This window comes from Polycladomyces abyssicola (genome assembly GCF_018326425.1).
GTDB lineage: Bacteria > Bacillota > Bacilli > Thermoactinomycetales > JIR-001 > Polycladomyces > Polycladomyces abyssicola.
In genome coordinates, this window is record NZ_AP024601.1 from 267,580 (window position 1) to 283,251 (window position 15,672).

General features: G+C 51.6%; 14 protein-coding genes. 9 read left to right on the forward strand and 5 right to left on the reverse strand.

Annotation, left to right across the window (positions count from 1 at the left end):
* Positions 1-381: 381 nt before the first annotated feature.
* Complete coding sequence (locus KI215_RS01380) at positions 382-1,968, reverse strand: alpha-amylase family glycosyl hydrolase (protein ID WP_212773846.1); 1,587 nt, start codon at positions 1,966-1,968, stop codon at positions 382-384.
* Between the two features lie 374 nt (positions 1,969-2,342).
* On the opposite strand from KI215_RS01380, the gene KI215_RS01385 reads away from it, so the two are divergent.
* From KI215_RS01385 to KI215_RS01425, 9 genes are all read left to right on the forward strand, one after another.
* The gene (locus KI215_RS01385) at positions 2,343-2,774 is read left to right on the forward strand and encodes a hypothetical protein (protein WP_212773847.1); all 432 of its coding nucleotides are present in this window, start codon (positions 2,343-2,345) and stop codon (positions 2,772-2,774) included.
* The gene (alr, locus tag KI215_RS01390; RefSeq protein WP_212773848.1) at positions 2,771-3,949 is read left to right on the forward strand and encodes an alanine racemase; all 1,179 of its coding nucleotides are present in this window, start codon (positions 2,771-2,773) and stop codon (positions 3,947-3,949) included. The genes KI215_RS01385 and alr overlap by 4 nt, the downstream gene beginning before the upstream one ends.
* Before the next feature lie 404 nt (positions 3,950-4,353).
* Positions 4,354-4,650, forward strand: a complete 297-nt coding sequence (locus KI215_RS01395; RefSeq protein WP_212775006.1) for a CopG family ribbon-helix-helix protein — start codon at positions 4,354-4,356, stop codon at positions 4,648-4,650.
* A 4-nt stretch (positions 4,651-4,654) separates the two neighbouring features.
* On the forward strand, positions 4,655-5,005 hold the full coding sequence (locus KI215_RS01400; protein ID WP_212773849.1) for a type II toxin-antitoxin system PemK/MazF family toxin: 351 nt from the start codon (positions 4,655-4,657) through the stop codon (positions 5,003-5,005).
* Between the two features lie 186 nt (positions 5,006-5,191).
* Positions 5,192-6,205 (forward strand): PP2C family protein-serine/threonine phosphatase, encoded by a 1,014-nt coding sequence (locus KI215_RS01405; RefSeq protein WP_212773850.1) that lies wholly within the window; start codon positions 5,192-5,194, stop codon positions 6,203-6,205.
* Positions 6,206-6,261: 56 nt separating this feature from the next.
* Positions 6,262-6,588, forward strand: coding sequence for an STAS domain-containing protein (locus KI215_RS01410; RefSeq protein WP_212773851.1), 327 nt, complete (start codon positions 6,262-6,264; stop codon positions 6,586-6,588).
* A 2-nt stretch (positions 6,589-6,590) separates the two neighbouring features.
* Positions 6,591-7,076, forward strand: a complete 486-nt coding sequence (gene rsbW / locus KI215_RS01415) for an anti-sigma B factor RsbW (protein WP_212773852.1) — start codon at positions 6,591-6,593, stop codon at positions 7,074-7,076.
* Complete coding sequence (gene sigB, locus KI215_RS01420; protein ID WP_212773853.1) at positions 7,042-7,827, forward strand: RNA polymerase sigma factor SigB; 786 nt, start codon at positions 7,042-7,044, stop codon at positions 7,825-7,827. Before rsbW ends, sigB begins: the two co-directional genes overlap by 35 nt.
* Before the next feature lie 233 nt (positions 7,828-8,060).
* Complete coding sequence (locus KI215_RS01425) at positions 8,061-10,217, forward strand: Tex family protein (RefSeq protein WP_212773854.1); 2,157 nt, start codon at positions 8,061-8,063, stop codon at positions 10,215-10,217.
* A gap of 81 nt (positions 10,218-10,298) precedes the next feature.
* On the opposite strand, the gene KI215_RS16060 is transcribed toward KI215_RS01425, so the two are convergent.
* The 4 genes from KI215_RS16060 to KI215_RS01440 form a co-directional block, all read right to left on the reverse strand.
* Positions 10,299-10,424, reverse strand: a complete 126-nt coding sequence (locus tag KI215_RS16060) for a hypothetical protein (protein WP_275956724.1) — start codon at positions 10,422-10,424, stop codon at positions 10,299-10,301.
* Between the two features lie 130 nt (positions 10,425-10,554).
* Complete coding sequence (locus tag KI215_RS01430; protein ID WP_212773855.1) at positions 10,555-10,791, reverse strand: hypothetical protein; 237 nt, start codon at positions 10,789-10,791, stop codon at positions 10,555-10,557.
* Positions 10,792-10,812: 21 nt separating this feature from the next.
* Positions 10,813-11,031: a DUF5132 domain-containing protein gene (locus KI215_RS01435; protein WP_212773856.1), complete on the reverse strand. Its 219-nt coding sequence runs from the start codon at positions 11,029-11,031 to the stop codon at positions 10,813-10,815.
* A complete protein-coding gene (locus KI215_RS01440; protein ID WP_420830162.1) occupies positions 11,028-15,662 on the reverse strand; it encodes a cation-translocating P-type ATPase in 4,635 nt (1,544 codons plus the stop codon). Before KI215_RS01440 ends, KI215_RS01435 begins: the two co-directional genes overlap by 4 nt.
* Between the last annotated feature and the right edge of the window lie 10 nt (positions 15,663-15,672).

Sequence of the window (15,672 nt, forward strand, 5' to 3'; positions counted from 1 at the left end):
CAGCAGTCTCAACACCCTCCATATAACAAGCGTACTTATCAAATGGATCCTACATAGACGAGATCGAATACTTTTACCATTGACAATGGTTTATTTTATCCCCGCAGTGATTTTACTATTGAAGGGGTTCCGAACTTATATTCAGATTGTGTCCGATTCTGGAGAGAGTATCGATATTCCGGTTATTGTCTTTCAACGAGGAAAAGCCAGTCAGTTCGTCGATCACATCAACCGGGTCTTGGCTGAATACAACCAATGATATGCTGTTAGTTGCATGGTATGAGAGAGATGTGCAAATGGGAGAAACCCGTCCGGTGATAATACGGACGGGTTTCGTACGTGATTGTTAATGATGAAGTAAGAGAATGTTGGACTTGTACATCATTTCAACAGTGCTGATGTATGCGCCGGGAGCGTCACCCTCGCTTGATCCGGTCCGTTTTGTCGGATTTGCACATCGAAGGGGCCGGCGTATACAACGCGCAAGCGATGATCCGCCGGAACCGTGACAGTGGCTGTTTGGTCGGACAGATTGTGCAGGACGGTCAATTGCTCGCCTCGGCTGACTCGTTGATAAGCCGCCACCTGTGGTTCCTTGACGGAAAGCGGTTGCAAAGTCCCGTACATCAGTGCAGGATGCTGGTGACGCAAACGGATCCACTGACGGTACCAGTGCAACAGGGAATCGGGATCGTGCATTTGTGCCTGTACGGAGACGGCGTTTGGTCTGGTGTTGAATCGGGGTTCCTCCCAGGTCGTTTGTCCGGGGCCATGACCTGGGTACCAGCGGAAAGGTTCGCGGATGTACTCGTCCGGCTTTTCCCCGAGCATACCGATTTCTTCCCCGTAGTAAAGGAACGGGTTACCGGGCAGGGTGAGCAGGATGGCCGCGGCTGTTTTCGCTTTGTTCTCATCACCGTTCAATACGCTCATCGTGCGGTTTTGGTCGTGATTGGTCAAAAATGGTGCGTCGATGGCACGGGGGTTGACGTCAGCATACATCCGTCCCGTTTCGGCGGCCAAGGCAGCAATGCCCGCATCTTGACCCTGTTGAAGGGATTGCAAAATGCGACCCGACAGATCAAAGTTGAACAGCGTAACCAGTTCACCGTAGTACGGAGCGACACGCTCTTTGGCATCCCATACTTCACCGACGAGATACACGTTGGGCTTCACTTTCTGCATTTCCCTGCGGAATTGGTTCCACCACTCGTGATTCTTGGCCTCCTGCGTGTCGGGGTAGATGTGCTTCGCCGCGTCCAACCTGAAGCCATCGACCCCTTGTTTCAGCCAAAACTTCCCGATTTTGATGATCTCCTCCCGAACGCGGGGATTGTCGTAGTTCAAATCGGGCATGCCGCTCCAAAACAGTCCGTAATAGTAGTCTCCCGAGCCAGGGAAGGTCTCGTGCCAGACGGGTTGTCCCCACGGACCTTTTTCGTGGATGTCCGTGTTTGCGTCCGCCCAGATGTAGTAGTCCCGATAAGGGCTGTTTTTGTCCCTGGACGCGGAGACAAACCAGGGATGTTGGTTGCTGGTGTGATTGACGACCAAGTCGATGATCACCTTGACTCCGCGTTTGTGCGCTTCATGCACCAGTCGGCGGAAATCGTCCAATGTGCCGTACTGCGGATCAACCTGGTAATAATCCACCACATCATATTTGTGGTAGCTCGGTGATTTGGTGATCGGCATCAGCCAGATACCGTCCACTTCCAGGTCTTTCCCAGCATGGGGATGGCCGTCGTTGAGGTAATCCAGTTTGGAGACAATCCCGGCCAGGTCCCCGTCTCCGTCCCCGTTGGCATCAGTAAATGAGCGCACATAAATCTCATAAAATACACCATGCGGCAAGGTAAACCGGTTGCCTTGTGAAGCGGAAGAGGTGTTGTCTGCTCTCACTCCCGGCACCATGAGGAAAAGGAAAACCATCACCAATATTGACGAAATCACTCGTTTCCCCTTCATTCAGCTCCCCCCTGTCAGATATGGTGAAACCGTTTGCGCAAATTATTGTATGAAATATATGAATATAAATGCAAGAAAAAATATCTTCTTCGCCAAATTTCGTTGAATTGTAGAAGGATGGTTTTTCTGGAAAGCGATGGATTTCACGGAATGTACGCCCCTATCCCTTTGCAATTCCGTGTCTGAGCATGTATGATGATGGGTGTAAAACGTTGTCGGATGCGTCTTTGAGTGGTTGAATAGAGTGAATCGTTGACCTGAGAGAAGGGCGGCTCTCAACCGGCTCTCAATCCTGTGAGCAGGGAGCGGGTCACCCGGATTGGCACCTTGCCGAAGTGCTGTTGACCCGCCTTCGGTTTGAAAGAGGTGGAGAGATGGATTCCTCGGTTATCTATGAGGAGCAGACACCGTATTCTGTGTTGCTCTATCGAAAAAGCGGCCTGATGCGGTTGTTGGAGACGGGACTGTTTCTCGCCGGGTTTGCCGGATTGTTCTTGCTGTTTCCTTACCGCTCTGTCCCGTTTATCATGGGAACGATCGTCGTGGCGGCTGTGGTGATATTCGGGTTTCCCGCACTATTTCGGGCGTTGTATCGTCCACGTTACGTGCTTTATGAGGACAAGCTGGTTATTTATATGGGAAATCAGAGAGAAGAAATCCCGTTGGTTCAGATTGAACCGGCTTATGATTTGCCCTATATTTTCCGAATACGAGGCAAACGCCGTCCGCTTTTGGTCAGCAATCAATTCGTGGATCAATTGCAAGCGCAGTTGGAGATCATTCGGCGAACAGGAGCTCGAGGATGAACCAAACCTATTATCGTGATACGATCGCAGAGATTGATCTCGATGCTATCACACATAATGTTCAACAATTTAGAAATAGATTTCCGTCATCAGTCAGGCTGATGGCGGTCGTCAAGGCTGACGCCTATGGTCACGGTGCCGTTCCGGTGGCGAAAACGGCGCTGGAAGCTGGTGCGACCCATCTGGCGGTTGCCTTTTTGGACGAAGCGCTGGAGCTGAGAAATGCGGGAATCGAAGCACCGATCCTGGTGTTGGGGTATACCCCGCCCGAAGCGGTGGCAGAGGCCGTACGCCGCGATGTAACGTTGACCGTTTATTCGGATGCGGTGGTGGACGAGGTGGCAAGTCAAGCCGCCCGTTTGGGACGCAAAGTACCGGTTCATGTCAAGGTGGATACCGGCATGGGCCGATTGGGATTGTTTGAAGATGAAGTGTTGCCGTTTTTGCACAGGATCGGACGGTACGATACCATCGAGGTGGAAGGGTTGTTCACCCATTTCGCCACGGCGGATGAAGTGGACAAATCCTATACGGAATGGCAACATGAACAATTGGAACGGATCATCACTCGGTTGCAATCGGAAGGAATCAAGATCCCGCTTGTTCACTGTGCGAACAGCGCCACGGCGATTGATTTGCCAGCATATGCACATCAGTTGGTTCGTTTGGGGATCAGTATGTACGGGTACTATCCCTCCGACGAAGTGAACCGTGAAGTAGTGGACTTGCGCCCGGCTCTGACGCTGAAAACCAAAATCGTCCATCTCAAACGGCCGCCTGCGGGTATGGGTGTCAGTTATGGAAAAACGTATGTAACCGACGGAACCCGCTGGATCGCGACGATCCCCGTGGGATATGCAGATGGCTTCAACCGTTTGCTCTCCAATCGAGGCGAAGCGCTGGTCAACGGACGCAGGGTGCCGATCGTCGGCAGGATTTGCATGGATCAGACGATGCTGGACGTGACTGAAGCCATGCCGGTCAAGGTGGGAGACGAGGTGGTTCTCTACGGTAAGCAAGGGAATGAGCGGATCACGGTCGACGAAGTGGCAGAAGCGCTGGGCACCATCTCCTATGAAGTGACATGCATGATAGGTTATCGCGTTCCGCGCGTCTACAAAAAAGGGGGACGCATCATCAGTGTGGTAAATCGACTGGGACAAGCAAATTTTTAACATCTCCGATAGAATCTGCTGGACAGGTACGACGCTATGGTGAAAATCCTCGGTAATACGCAGGGGAACAGCAGGAATTTTGTCGTATGGGTCGAATAAATTTATTAAAGAGCGAGCAGGAAAACCCCAGTGCGAAAGTCTTAAAACTACTGGGTGAGCAAAAAGCTCGTTAAACCAAAACACCCAGGTTTGGACGAATCCATCGGTGGATGGATGTGGGTTGTCACGCCAGATGAAGCGAGAAACCCACGGTGACCAAAGGGAGTCCCCTTGGTGCTCCAGCCGTGTGAAGCAAGTCACAGTGTCTCCCCGGACTGTCTTGGGGGCGGACTCATTTGATCAAAGTATATTTTTGCAACCCTTACGTCATAATGGTAGTATTGTAAGGGAAATCGCCAACGGTGATGATTGGTTGGGGGTGCGAAGTTTTGTCCGAAACCAAGCGAATCATGATCAGCCTACCCAAGCATCTGTTGCAAGAAGTTGACGGTATGGTGGCGAAAGAGAACTCCAATCGAAGCGAATTTATCCGCCAGGCGATGAAGCTGTATCTGCAGGAGAGGAAAAAACGGTTGATCCGTGAGATGATGCAGCGCGGCTACATGGAGATGGCGAAAATCAATTTGAATATTGCTTCCGAGGCCTTCGAAGCCGAAGAAGAAGCGGACGACACTTTGGAACGACTGGTTAGCGGGGTGTAACCATTTGATTGTCAAGCGTGGCGATGTCTACTTTGCCGATCTATCACCAGTGGTTGGATCGGAACAGGGTGGGGTCAGACCTGTTCTGGTCATCCAAAACGATATAGGCAACCGGTTTAGCCCCACCGTGATCGTCGCCGCGATTACCGCTCAAATTCAAAAGGCCAAGTTGCCCACCCATGTGGAGATCGACGCGAAGACCTACGGGTTTGATCGGGACTCGGTGATTTTGTTGGAGCAGATTCGCACGATTGATAAACAGCGTCTGACCGACAAAATCACCCATTTGGATGAGGAAATGATGAATCGGGTCAACGAAGCGCTGATGATCAGCTTGGGTATGATCGATTTTTGACGGAAAGGGATATGGAATGCCACGCGCGTTCCCTATCCCTTTTTTGTTGAAAGAATGCGGGAATCGGGATACAATGCAGTTGAGCTGATAGAGCGGTAACCACTCATGGGTTTAACAGGGCAGCTGGTCCGGGACAGATCATAAGCGTAAGGTAGAGGCGGACGTACAACGGGACGAGGTGACACTATGGATGAGCATTTGAAACGCCAATATGAGGAATTGCTTTGTTCCTATTCGCGGGAGAAGCGAGAGGACCATCTCTACGCTGCCCAACAGTTGAGCAAGTGGATGATGGAGCAGCGCATTCCCCCGGAGGAGATCATCAGTATGCACGCCGCCGCCGTGAAAAAGATGCTTCCCGATGTCCCGCCCGTCGTAGTAGACATGTTCGATCTTTTGATCGAGATCATGATCGGTTACGGCATCGCATATAAAGAGCATGAAACACTGATTGACCGCCAACGGGAACTGGAGTATGAGATCGAAGTGGCCGTCGGCATGCAGCAAACCTTGCTCCCCCGTTCCACTCCCCAGTTGCCGGGTACGGAAATCGGCGCCGTCAGTATGGCGGCCAATAAAATGAGCGGTGACTACTACAACTTCGTCGATCATGGGGAAGGGAAAGTCGGAATTGCCCTTTCCGACATCATCGGTAAAGGGATTCCCGCAGCCTTATGCATGTCGATGATCAAATATGCCATGGATGTGTTGGTCCACAATCCGCCAGGTCCGGCAGAAGTGTTGCGCAATCTGAATGCGGTGGTGGAACGCAACGTCGACCCCAGTATGTTTATTACCATGGTATACGGGGTGTACGATTCAATAAACCACACGTTCCGCTATGCCACAGCAGGTCATGAGCCCGGATTGCTTTATCGGGCGGAAGAAGGAACGTTTCACGATCTGAAATCCCGTGGGCTTGTTCTGGGAGTGTCACGGGAAACCACTTATCAGGAGTTTCAGGTCCAGTTGAAACCCGGCGATGCCATCATACTGTTTTCTGATGGGGTGACGGAATGTCGGGTTGAGGAAGATTTTTTAGGGAGAAAACGATTTAAAGAAATAATTTTAAAATATCTGGACAAGCCGGCTCAAGAAGCAGTGGAATCGATTTTTCAGCATATATACGAATTGGCTAATTACAAGCTGAAGGACGACCAGACCATCCTATTAATCCGCCCGAAACCTTCAGATGGATAAAAGAGGTGTTTCGAGCTTTCGGAAAACGGGTACTCTAGTAGCGGAGGTTGAAGCCAATGAACGTATCCATCAAGGAACGGCAGGATTCTGACAGGATAACGACATTGGAAGTCACAGGCGAGATAGATGCCTTCACGGCTCCCCAATTGAAAGAAAAACTGATGCCGCTTTGTCAGGACAGCCGTGTGGTGTATCTGGACTTATCGCAAGTGGATTACATCGACAGTACGGGATTGGGTGTCCTGATCGGTGCATACAAGTCCTTGCGGGCTGCGTCGGGACGTCTCGTTATCACGGGGGTCAGTCCGCGTTTGGAACGGTTGTTCCGGATCACCGGCTTGAATGAGATCATCGAGATTGAAGGTACGCAGGAGGACGAATGATCATGAAAGATCAACCGAGGGACCTGATCGAGCTGACCATTCCCGCCAAAGCTGATTACGTGGGCGTAGTGCGCTTGGCTATTTCCGGAATCGCCACCCGTATGGGTTTCTCATATGACGACATTGAAGATTTGAAACTGGCGGTGGCGGAAGCGTGCACCAATGCAGTCCATCACGCATATCGAGGAGAAGGCGGAGAAATCTCCATCTGTTGCAATCTGTACGTCGACCGACTGGAAATCGAAATCATCGATCAAGGGTACAGCTTTGACGTATCGGCCGTCGAAGCCAAAACAGGTCCGATCAACGGGCGGATTCCCTATCATGCCTTGCGCGAGCGAGGTTTGGGTCTCTATTTGATGAAGTCGCTGATGGATCGCGTAGAGATCAAAGGCGACAACGGTGTGGTGGTGACGTTGACGAAGTACATCAGGAGGGACGAGGTGGAGGCAGATGTCGACTCGCCCACAGAAACCCGATCTCACTGACGCAGAGGTATTGGAGAAGATTCGTCAGTACCAGGAGAGCGGAGACAGTGCCATTCAGGAAGAACTGATCTCGCATTACACCGAACTGGTGGAAACTTTGGCGTCCAAATTCGCCCGGGGCAGTGAACCTTACGAAGACCTCGTACAAGTGGGGATGATCGGTCTCCTGGCTGCATTGAAGCGGTATGATCCCGCCTATGGCCGGAGTTTCGAGGGATTTGCCGTGCCCACGATCGTCGGAGAAATCAAACGGTACATCCGTGACAAAACGTGGAGCGTACATGTGCCACGTCGCATCAAAGAGCTGGGACCACGCATCAAAAAAGCAGTAGAAGAACTGACTTCGAAACTGCACCGATCTCCGCAGATCGAAGAGATCGCCCAATACCTCAACGTGACGCCCGAGGAAGTGTTGGAAACGATGGAGATGGGTCGCAGTTACAACGCCGTTTCCGTCGACACTCCGATCGAGGCGAGCAGTGATGGTTCACAGGTGACGCTGTTGGACATCGTGGGAGATGAAGATGAAGGTTATGAGCATGTGGACCAGCGGATGCTGCTGGAAAAAGCGTTGCAGGTATTGACTGAGCGTGAACGGGAAATCATCCGTATGACGTTTTATGAAAATATGAGCCAGAAACAGGCTGGAGAACGACTTGGCATTTCCCAGATGCACGTATCCCGTCTTCAGCGGCGAGCCTTGCGAAAACTAAGGGAAACGCTGAGGCTGGAGCCCTCGGAATGCATGTGAGCGAATTTGTGATATCCCGATTTTACCAACGTTGGGCGCCTCGTTGGTTTTTTGTCATGCCCTGCGAAATTCACTCCCCTGATTCTCCATCTGTTGTTCCCTCCTTTGAGACTGTTCCTCCCTTCCAAAAACGCCGAGGGTACTCCGTTTGTCACGATCCGTTCATTTGCGTCCTCAGGTATGGCGGAGTATCATGGTGGAGTCGAAGATTTTTCTGAATACGGGAGGCGATTATGCAGGTTCAAGAGATGTTCCGTCTGATTGCCGAAGAGTTGGGCATTCAGGTCAAACAAGTGCAGGCCGGTGTCGAGTTGATGGAGGAAGGAAACACCATCCCCTTTATCGCCCGTTACCGGAAAGAGCGGACAGGTGAGTTGGACGAGGAACAGTTGCGTGCGATCGCAGATCGTTATCAATATCTCGTCCAGTTGAATCAGCGAAAAGAAGAAGTCATCCGGCTGATCGACGAACAGGGCAAGTTGACGGACGAATTGAAAGAGCGTATTCTGCGGGCGGTTAAATTGCAGGAAGTGGAAGATTTGTATCGACCGTTCCGCCCCAAACGGAAAACTCGTGCCTCTGTGGCAAAAGAGCGCGGTTTGGAACCATTGGCCGAGGCAATGCTGCAGGCGAAAAATGAAGCGGAAGTGACCGCTTTGGCCCCGCAGTTTGTCAATGAGGAAAAAGAGGTGAAAACGCCGGAAGAGGCGCTGGCCGGGGCGATGGACATCATCGCCGAAGCGTTGTCCGATGACGCCGAGGTACGCAAATGGGTGCGGGAGTACACCTGGAAACACGGGGTGCTGGTCTCCTCGGCCAAAGATCCGGACGTGCGCAGCGTCTATGAAATGTATTACGATTATCGTGAACCTGTACATAAAATGCCCTCCCACCGCATTTTGGCAGTGAACCGCGGTGAACGCGAGGAAATCCTACGCGTGCAGGTGGAAGTGGAAGATGGCCCGATTTTGGAACGGTTGTACCGGTGGTTTTCCGTTCCGCCGCACGCCTATCTGCGTCAGGCGGCAGAAGATGCATACAAACGGCTGATCGCCCCGTCGATCGAGCGTGAAATTCGTTCGGCCATGACGGAAAAAGCAGAGGAACAGGCGATTCATATCTTTTCGGAAAACCTGCGACATCTGTTGTTGCAACCGCCGGTACGCGGCAAAACCGTACTGGGTGTTGATCCTGCTTACCGTACGGGTTGTAAGCTGGCCGTGGTGGACGATACAGGAAAATTGCTCCATGTCGGCGTGGTCTACCCCACCCCGCCGCAGAACAAAGTGGCGGAAGCCAAAGCCACCGTCAAGAGAATCGTGGAAGATTACGGCGTTGATTTGATCGCGATCGGAAACGGGACGGCATCGAGGGAAACGGAAGCGTTTGTCGCGGAGCTGATCCGTGAGATGGATCGGGAATTGTACTACGTGATCGTCAATGAAGCGGGAGCCAGCGTCTATTCCGCATCCAAACTGGCTCGAGAGGAATTTCCCGACCTGGACGCGGCACAGCGGAGCGCTGTTTCGATCGCCCGCCGTCTGCAAGACCCGTTGGCGGAATTGGTGAAAATCGAACCCAAAGCCGTCGGTGTGGGGCAGTACCAGCACGATGTATCGCAAAAACGGTTGGCGGAAAGCCTGACTGCCGTAGTGGAATCGGCAGTGAACCACGTGGGGGTGGACGTCAACACCGCATCTGTTTCCCTGTTGCAGTATGTATCAGGCATCAGTGCATCAGTGGCCAAAAACATCGTGAAAAGGCGCGAAGAACAAGGGCGGTACCGCAACCGGGAAGAATTGAAGGAAGTTCCCCGTCTGGGAGCCAAAACATTTGAGCAGTGTATCGGCTTTTTGCGCATTCCCGATGGCGAGAACCCGTTGGACCGAACGCCCATCCACCCCGAATCGTATCCGGTGGTGGAACGTCTGTTGGCGGCGTTGGACAGCCAACCGGAAGAGATCGGAACCGAATCGCTCAACCAAAAGTTGCGACAGGTCGATGTCGAAGCGATGGCCGAACGTCTGGATTGCGGCGTGCCTACCCTGCGGGACATCATCTCCGCATTGCTCCGGCCCGGACGGGACCCGCGTGACGAACTGCCGGCCCCGATTTTCCGCTCCGACGTGTTGAAGCCGGAAGATTTGAAACCGGGGATGCAACTGAAAGGAACCGTACGCAATGTGGTCGATTTCGGCGTTTTCGTGGATATTGGTTTGAAAAATGACGGGTTGGTGCACATCTCCAAAATGAGTGAACGGTATGTACGCCATCCGATGGACCTCGTCTCAGTAGGGGACATTGTGGACGTTTGGGTTCTGAAGGTGGATTTGGAACGGGAACGCGTCGGTCTCAGCATGATCCCCGTATCGGCAGAGGAAACGGAGTAATTTCATCGCGGATTTGATCAACGACGGGGGCTTGCCCCCGTTTTTGCAATAAAAAAAGCCCATTGCGGGCTTTGACTTCGGTTAATCATTATAAGCGAATCGAATGTTACGCTTATATTCGAGGTACAGACGGATGGCACCAACAATAGCCACAATCAAGGAAGAGATAGCTGAGATCAGTGTGGCAATTGCAGCTGCCTGTTGCATGGATCTACACCCCCTGGTTGAAAATCACCTTCACCATAATAGCAAAGGCACCAGAAGGCATCCATAGAAAATATACCCATATCATGAACAGTCATCCATATAGCGAACAGGCATCCCTATATATGCAAACTTATAACCATTTCCGGAGGCGTGTAAAGGAGATCCACCCCAGCAAATTGATCCGGTTCGATTTTCCTTTTTCTTTGATGGTGTGATATACACGGCCCAGAAAATCCTCCCATTGGCGACCGAGCGCTTCTTGGCTTTCCTTTATTCTTTTATATTCCTCAATACTCAGATCCAACGCTTGTTCGATATGGGAAAATGCTTGGGACAGATGTTGTTCGATGTTGTCCCGGTTGTTCACGGCGGTTCCTCCTTTTCAACATTACGGAAGCATATCCAGTTCCCGGTCCAACCGTTTTTTCATACGCTCAAACTGAGCTTCCGCTATAAAATCTTCCATCTCTTCCTTCATCCTGATCCATGCATAGGTTCCCCGTTGCCGTATGGGCTGACACACTTGCTTTGCAATGGGGAGAATCGCCGGAACGGCCAGGATCAAAGCCGTTCCGACAATCCATTTATCCATTGATTTCCATATCATGCGGTTGTCCCTCCAAACCTGGGTGTTGTCCGGTTGATTATAGGATGGTTTTTGCCTGATAACACCGCGATCAGTGGTTCCGAGACTTTCGACACCAGACCTGCCACCAAAACGATAGGCCCCCAATCCATCAAGCGAAGAGGCGCAGTGTGCAGAAAACGAGCCACGGGCGGAATATAGATGGACCCGAGCAAAGTGAGAAGGGACACACTCAGTGCACCTGTAAGAAAACGATCTTTGGTCCACTCAGTGAGACGTTCTTGGGAACCTTCCTGTCGCCAAGACAAAGTCTGGATCAGCTCACCCAACACCAAGGTGGCAAATACGGCCGTTTGTGCGACGAGCAACGAACTGCCGCGACGCAGATGCATCATGAACAGACCGAGTGCTCCTGCACTTAACAGTGCTCCGCGGGTAACCACTTTTGTGTACAATGAGCGGTCCACAATGTCGGTGCGACGGGTTTGTTTGGTTTTATTCCCTGGGTTGACCGCCAAAATCATCGCGGGCAATGCATCCGTCATCAAATTCATCAGCAGGATTTGGATGGGAATCAGCGGCATCGGTAAACCAGCGATGACAGCTGCACCGGTGATGATGATCTCCGCCAAATTGCCCGTCAGCAAGCATCCCACTGCTTTGCGGATATTGCTGATGATGGTTCGACCTTCTTTCACCCCTTCGACGATGGAGGCGAAGTTGTCGGTTTTCAAAACCATGTCCGCTGCTTCCTTGGTTACTTCGGTTCCCGTCAACCCCATGGCGATTCCTACATCAGCCTGTTTGATTGCTGGGGTATCATTGACACCGTCACCAGTCATGGCCACGACTTCGCCCCGCTTTTGATAGGCGGTGACGATCCGGAGTTTGTGTTCAGGTGTTACCCGGGCGAAGATGGAGATCGATGGGATTCTGCGCTCCAATTCCTCATCGTCGATTTGATCCAATTCGCGTCCTGTGATCACACTGGATTCATTGTTGTAGATCCCGATTTGTTTGGCGATGGCGATGGCTGTCATGGGGTGGTCACCGGTGATCATGACTGTTTTGACCCCCAGTTTCCTTGCTTGATCAATACTTTCCGCCACATCGGGTTTCGGTGGATCTATCATTCCCATGATGCCGAGGAAAATGAGGTTGGTTTCTTCCGGGCAATCCTCCTCACTCTCCTGGTGATCCACCTCGCGGTAGGCAAAAGCCAGAACGCGAAGAGCCTGACTCGCCATTTCTTCATTTTTTCGGAGGATGGCCGCTTTTTCATTTTCAGTCAGCGGGATGATTTCTCCCCTGGATTGAATACGATCGCACAGCTTCAAAATGGATTCCAAGCTCCCCTTGGAAAACAGATAGCATGTTTCCTCCCTTTTTTTGCATGCGACCGTCATCCGGCCGTTGGCGGAATCGAAAGGAATTTCATGGATGCGTTTCCACTCGGAAAGATTCTCCTCCATCTGTGCTTTTTGGGCCAAGGCTAATAAGGCTCCCTCCGTGGGGTCACCCTTGACCTTCCATCGCCCATCCTCCTCCATAATTTCGCTGTTGTTGCACAGCAGGCTGATTTGCATCATTCGACTGACTTCTGGATGGTCCCTTTGTAGCGTTTTTCCCGAACCTTCGGCGATGATGTTTCCCTTTGGAGCATAACCGCTTCCTTCCACACGCCAATCTTCGTTCAACGTAGCGATCTTGGTCACAGTCATTTCATTTTGAGTAAGCGTGCCGGTTTTGTCAGAGCAGATCACCGTGACTCGCCCTAAGGTTTCCAGAGTGGACATGCGACGGATCAGTGCGTTTTTCCGGGCCATCCGAAAAATGCCGGCACTCAACGCGATCGTGACCGTTACGGGAAGTCCTTCGGGAATGGCGGAAGCCGCCAAAGCAATGGACGTGCTGACCATTTCGGCAAGGGGAATACCCCGTATAATGCCAGCCAAGCACACTACTGCTGCAACGATCACCGCTCCTTTTACGAAGGTTTTGCTCATGGAAGTAATCCGCTGTTGAAGGGGCGTTGGTTGCTTCTCAGATTCTCCTGAGAGGACACGCCCCATTTCCGTATGGGTTCCGGTGTTGACCACAATTCCGATCCCTTTGCCCCGGATGACATCCGTTCCCATATAGAGCATGTTGTTTCGATCGGAAAGAGGGGAGTCAGGTGCAACGGGTTCCGGACTTTTTCTGACGGCTACAGATTCTCCCGTCAACACCGATTCATTGACCTCCAGATTCCAGGAAAGAAGAAGACGCAGATCAGCAGGAACACGATCTCCTGCTTTCAGGCAGACTACATCCCCCGGAACCAAATCAGCTCCCGATATTTCCACCGTTTGTCCCTTACGGATGACACTGGTCACCGGTGGCTGGTACTGGTTCAACGCTTCTACCACTTTTTCCGCTTTCCGCTCCTGCATGGCCCCGACAGCGGCGTTGGCCAACAATACCGCTCCCATGGCAAGGCCATGAAAAACGTCTCCGGTCAAAAATGACAGTGCGGTTGTTCCTACCAGCAACAGGGTAGTAAACTCTTTAAACTGCTCCAGGAAAGATACCCACCATGACTTTCTCTCACGGGCTTGCAGTCGATTTTCCCCGTATTGCTTTTTCAGCTCCTGCACTCTGAAGGGGTCCAACCCTTGGCTTTGTTCCACACGAAAATGTCTCAGCACTTCGGACGCTGTTTTCTCATGCCAGCGGAGATCGGGTTCGGAAAGCAGCAAACCTTCAGAAGTGGCACAAACCTCCTGCAAGGCCTGTTCATTGGTTCTCCAAACGGTGGGTTCCAATCTCTTTTCATTCATTTTTACCCTGGAGAGGAATAAGAGAGATAGAGCATCAGCCATCAAATTGATGGTGAATGCGCTGACCCGGAACGGAAGAGCCAACAAGGGTCCTAATATATTCCAAAATTTGGATACTCGAACATGCTGTTTGATCAATTGATTGGTCCGTTCCGCGATACGGCGGGCCTCCATCACCGAATGAAGGTGATTTCCTGTGGTACGTGGAAGTTTCTGGCCTAACATCGTCTCCTTTGTGGAAGCTGTACGGGAAGATGCCACCCAAATCACATCTTCTCCGCGATGCCGGAGGTATTCAATCCGTTCTTTGATTTCATCGGGACCGAGGGAGGACCAACTTGAGTCGATCCGATTTCTGCGCAATACATCCGCTTTGGCATCAGAGGTTTCCAATACGGCAACGGTCCAATCAGGTTGGCGATATCGTTGAAATCTCTCAAAGACCGGGGTGATTCCTCCTGTGGAACGGTACAGAATCCCTTGTACTTGGCTGACATCCCCGGTTCGGACAATGGTGAACCATACTTGATATCCTTTTCGCATCAACCGTTTAGCCGGGAGAAGATAGGGTCCACCGTCCAATCCGAGCTGCTGCAGGTATCGGAGCGTACCGAAAAAGACGTCATGGTTTTGGATACGTCCATACACACCTTCATCTTCTTCCCGAACGTGGAAAGCGGTCCGGATGGTCCGTCCCGTTTCACCGGCCTTTTGAAGGATTTCCTCTGTCCAGGGATGTTTCGTTTTTTGCAACAGAGAAGCGGTCCAGCACCACAGTCGTGCTTCGTCTTCTCCATCCGTCATGCAGGACAGTTCCTGGCTGTCCGGGGTGAATAAAAGTGAATCATTTTCAAACAAAAACGTTTTGGTTCGGGCCAATTGAGGAAGCGAACCGTTTTCAGGGATGGCCAATCTTTTCTCCTGGCAGCGGAGTTCTGCGCTTTTCCAAGCCGGCTCTACAGAAATGGTTGCGGTTCGTGGATTGGCCCCCAACAAGACAGCCAACCCCCGAAGCGGATCCTTCGTTACCGCCCAGGTAGCCCCTGCCAACAATCCTCCCCACTTTTCCGCTCGTCGAGTGTAATCTTGGATATCGGATGAGACATAGTCAGGGGTTTCGGGTGATTCTTTTCGGTTCTGGTGATATTTCCAGTTGATGTATTGGATGATGCTAAGGCCAGCTAATACAACCAAATTTTCGCGAACAAGCGCCAGAGCAAAGGCTGCTGTGCCGAGCATGAGATCGGTGTTCCACTTCTTCCGCACGCGTAATTTTTGCAGGCCCCGTTTCAAAAAAGGGTAGCCCGTAGCCACAGAGAAGAAGCTGGACAGGTAAAAAGGAACCGATGCTTTCGCCAGGGCAGATTTTCCCATACACGCCTGTTTTGCTCCGATGGCTCCTAAACTCAACAGAGAAACGGTTAAAGGGAGTGATGTCGTCCGATGGGATTGGACAGCATCGATTCCGAGAGTCGATTGATCATCCAGCAAGGGTGTCCTGGAAGCTGCGACTTCCGCCTTTGCCCGGTGACGGAATTGCGAAGAGCAGACTTTCGCCCGTTTCTCGGCCTCTGATACCGACATATCGGGGGAATTGGGATGAACTGCAGACAGAATCAATTCCAGTACTCCGTCTTTTGTCAACTGGGTTGGATCATAAAAGATCAGCATACTACCGGTGACAAAACATGGATTCACTTTCCGGATTCCGATTTGCCCCGTCAATAACGCAGCTAATTCAGAAGCCTTTTTCTGATTTCCTTTACATGATGATACCAGGACACGGATCCGTCCAGGTAACGCGTGAATGCAGCGAATAGGTTCGTTTTTCACCTTGATTCCC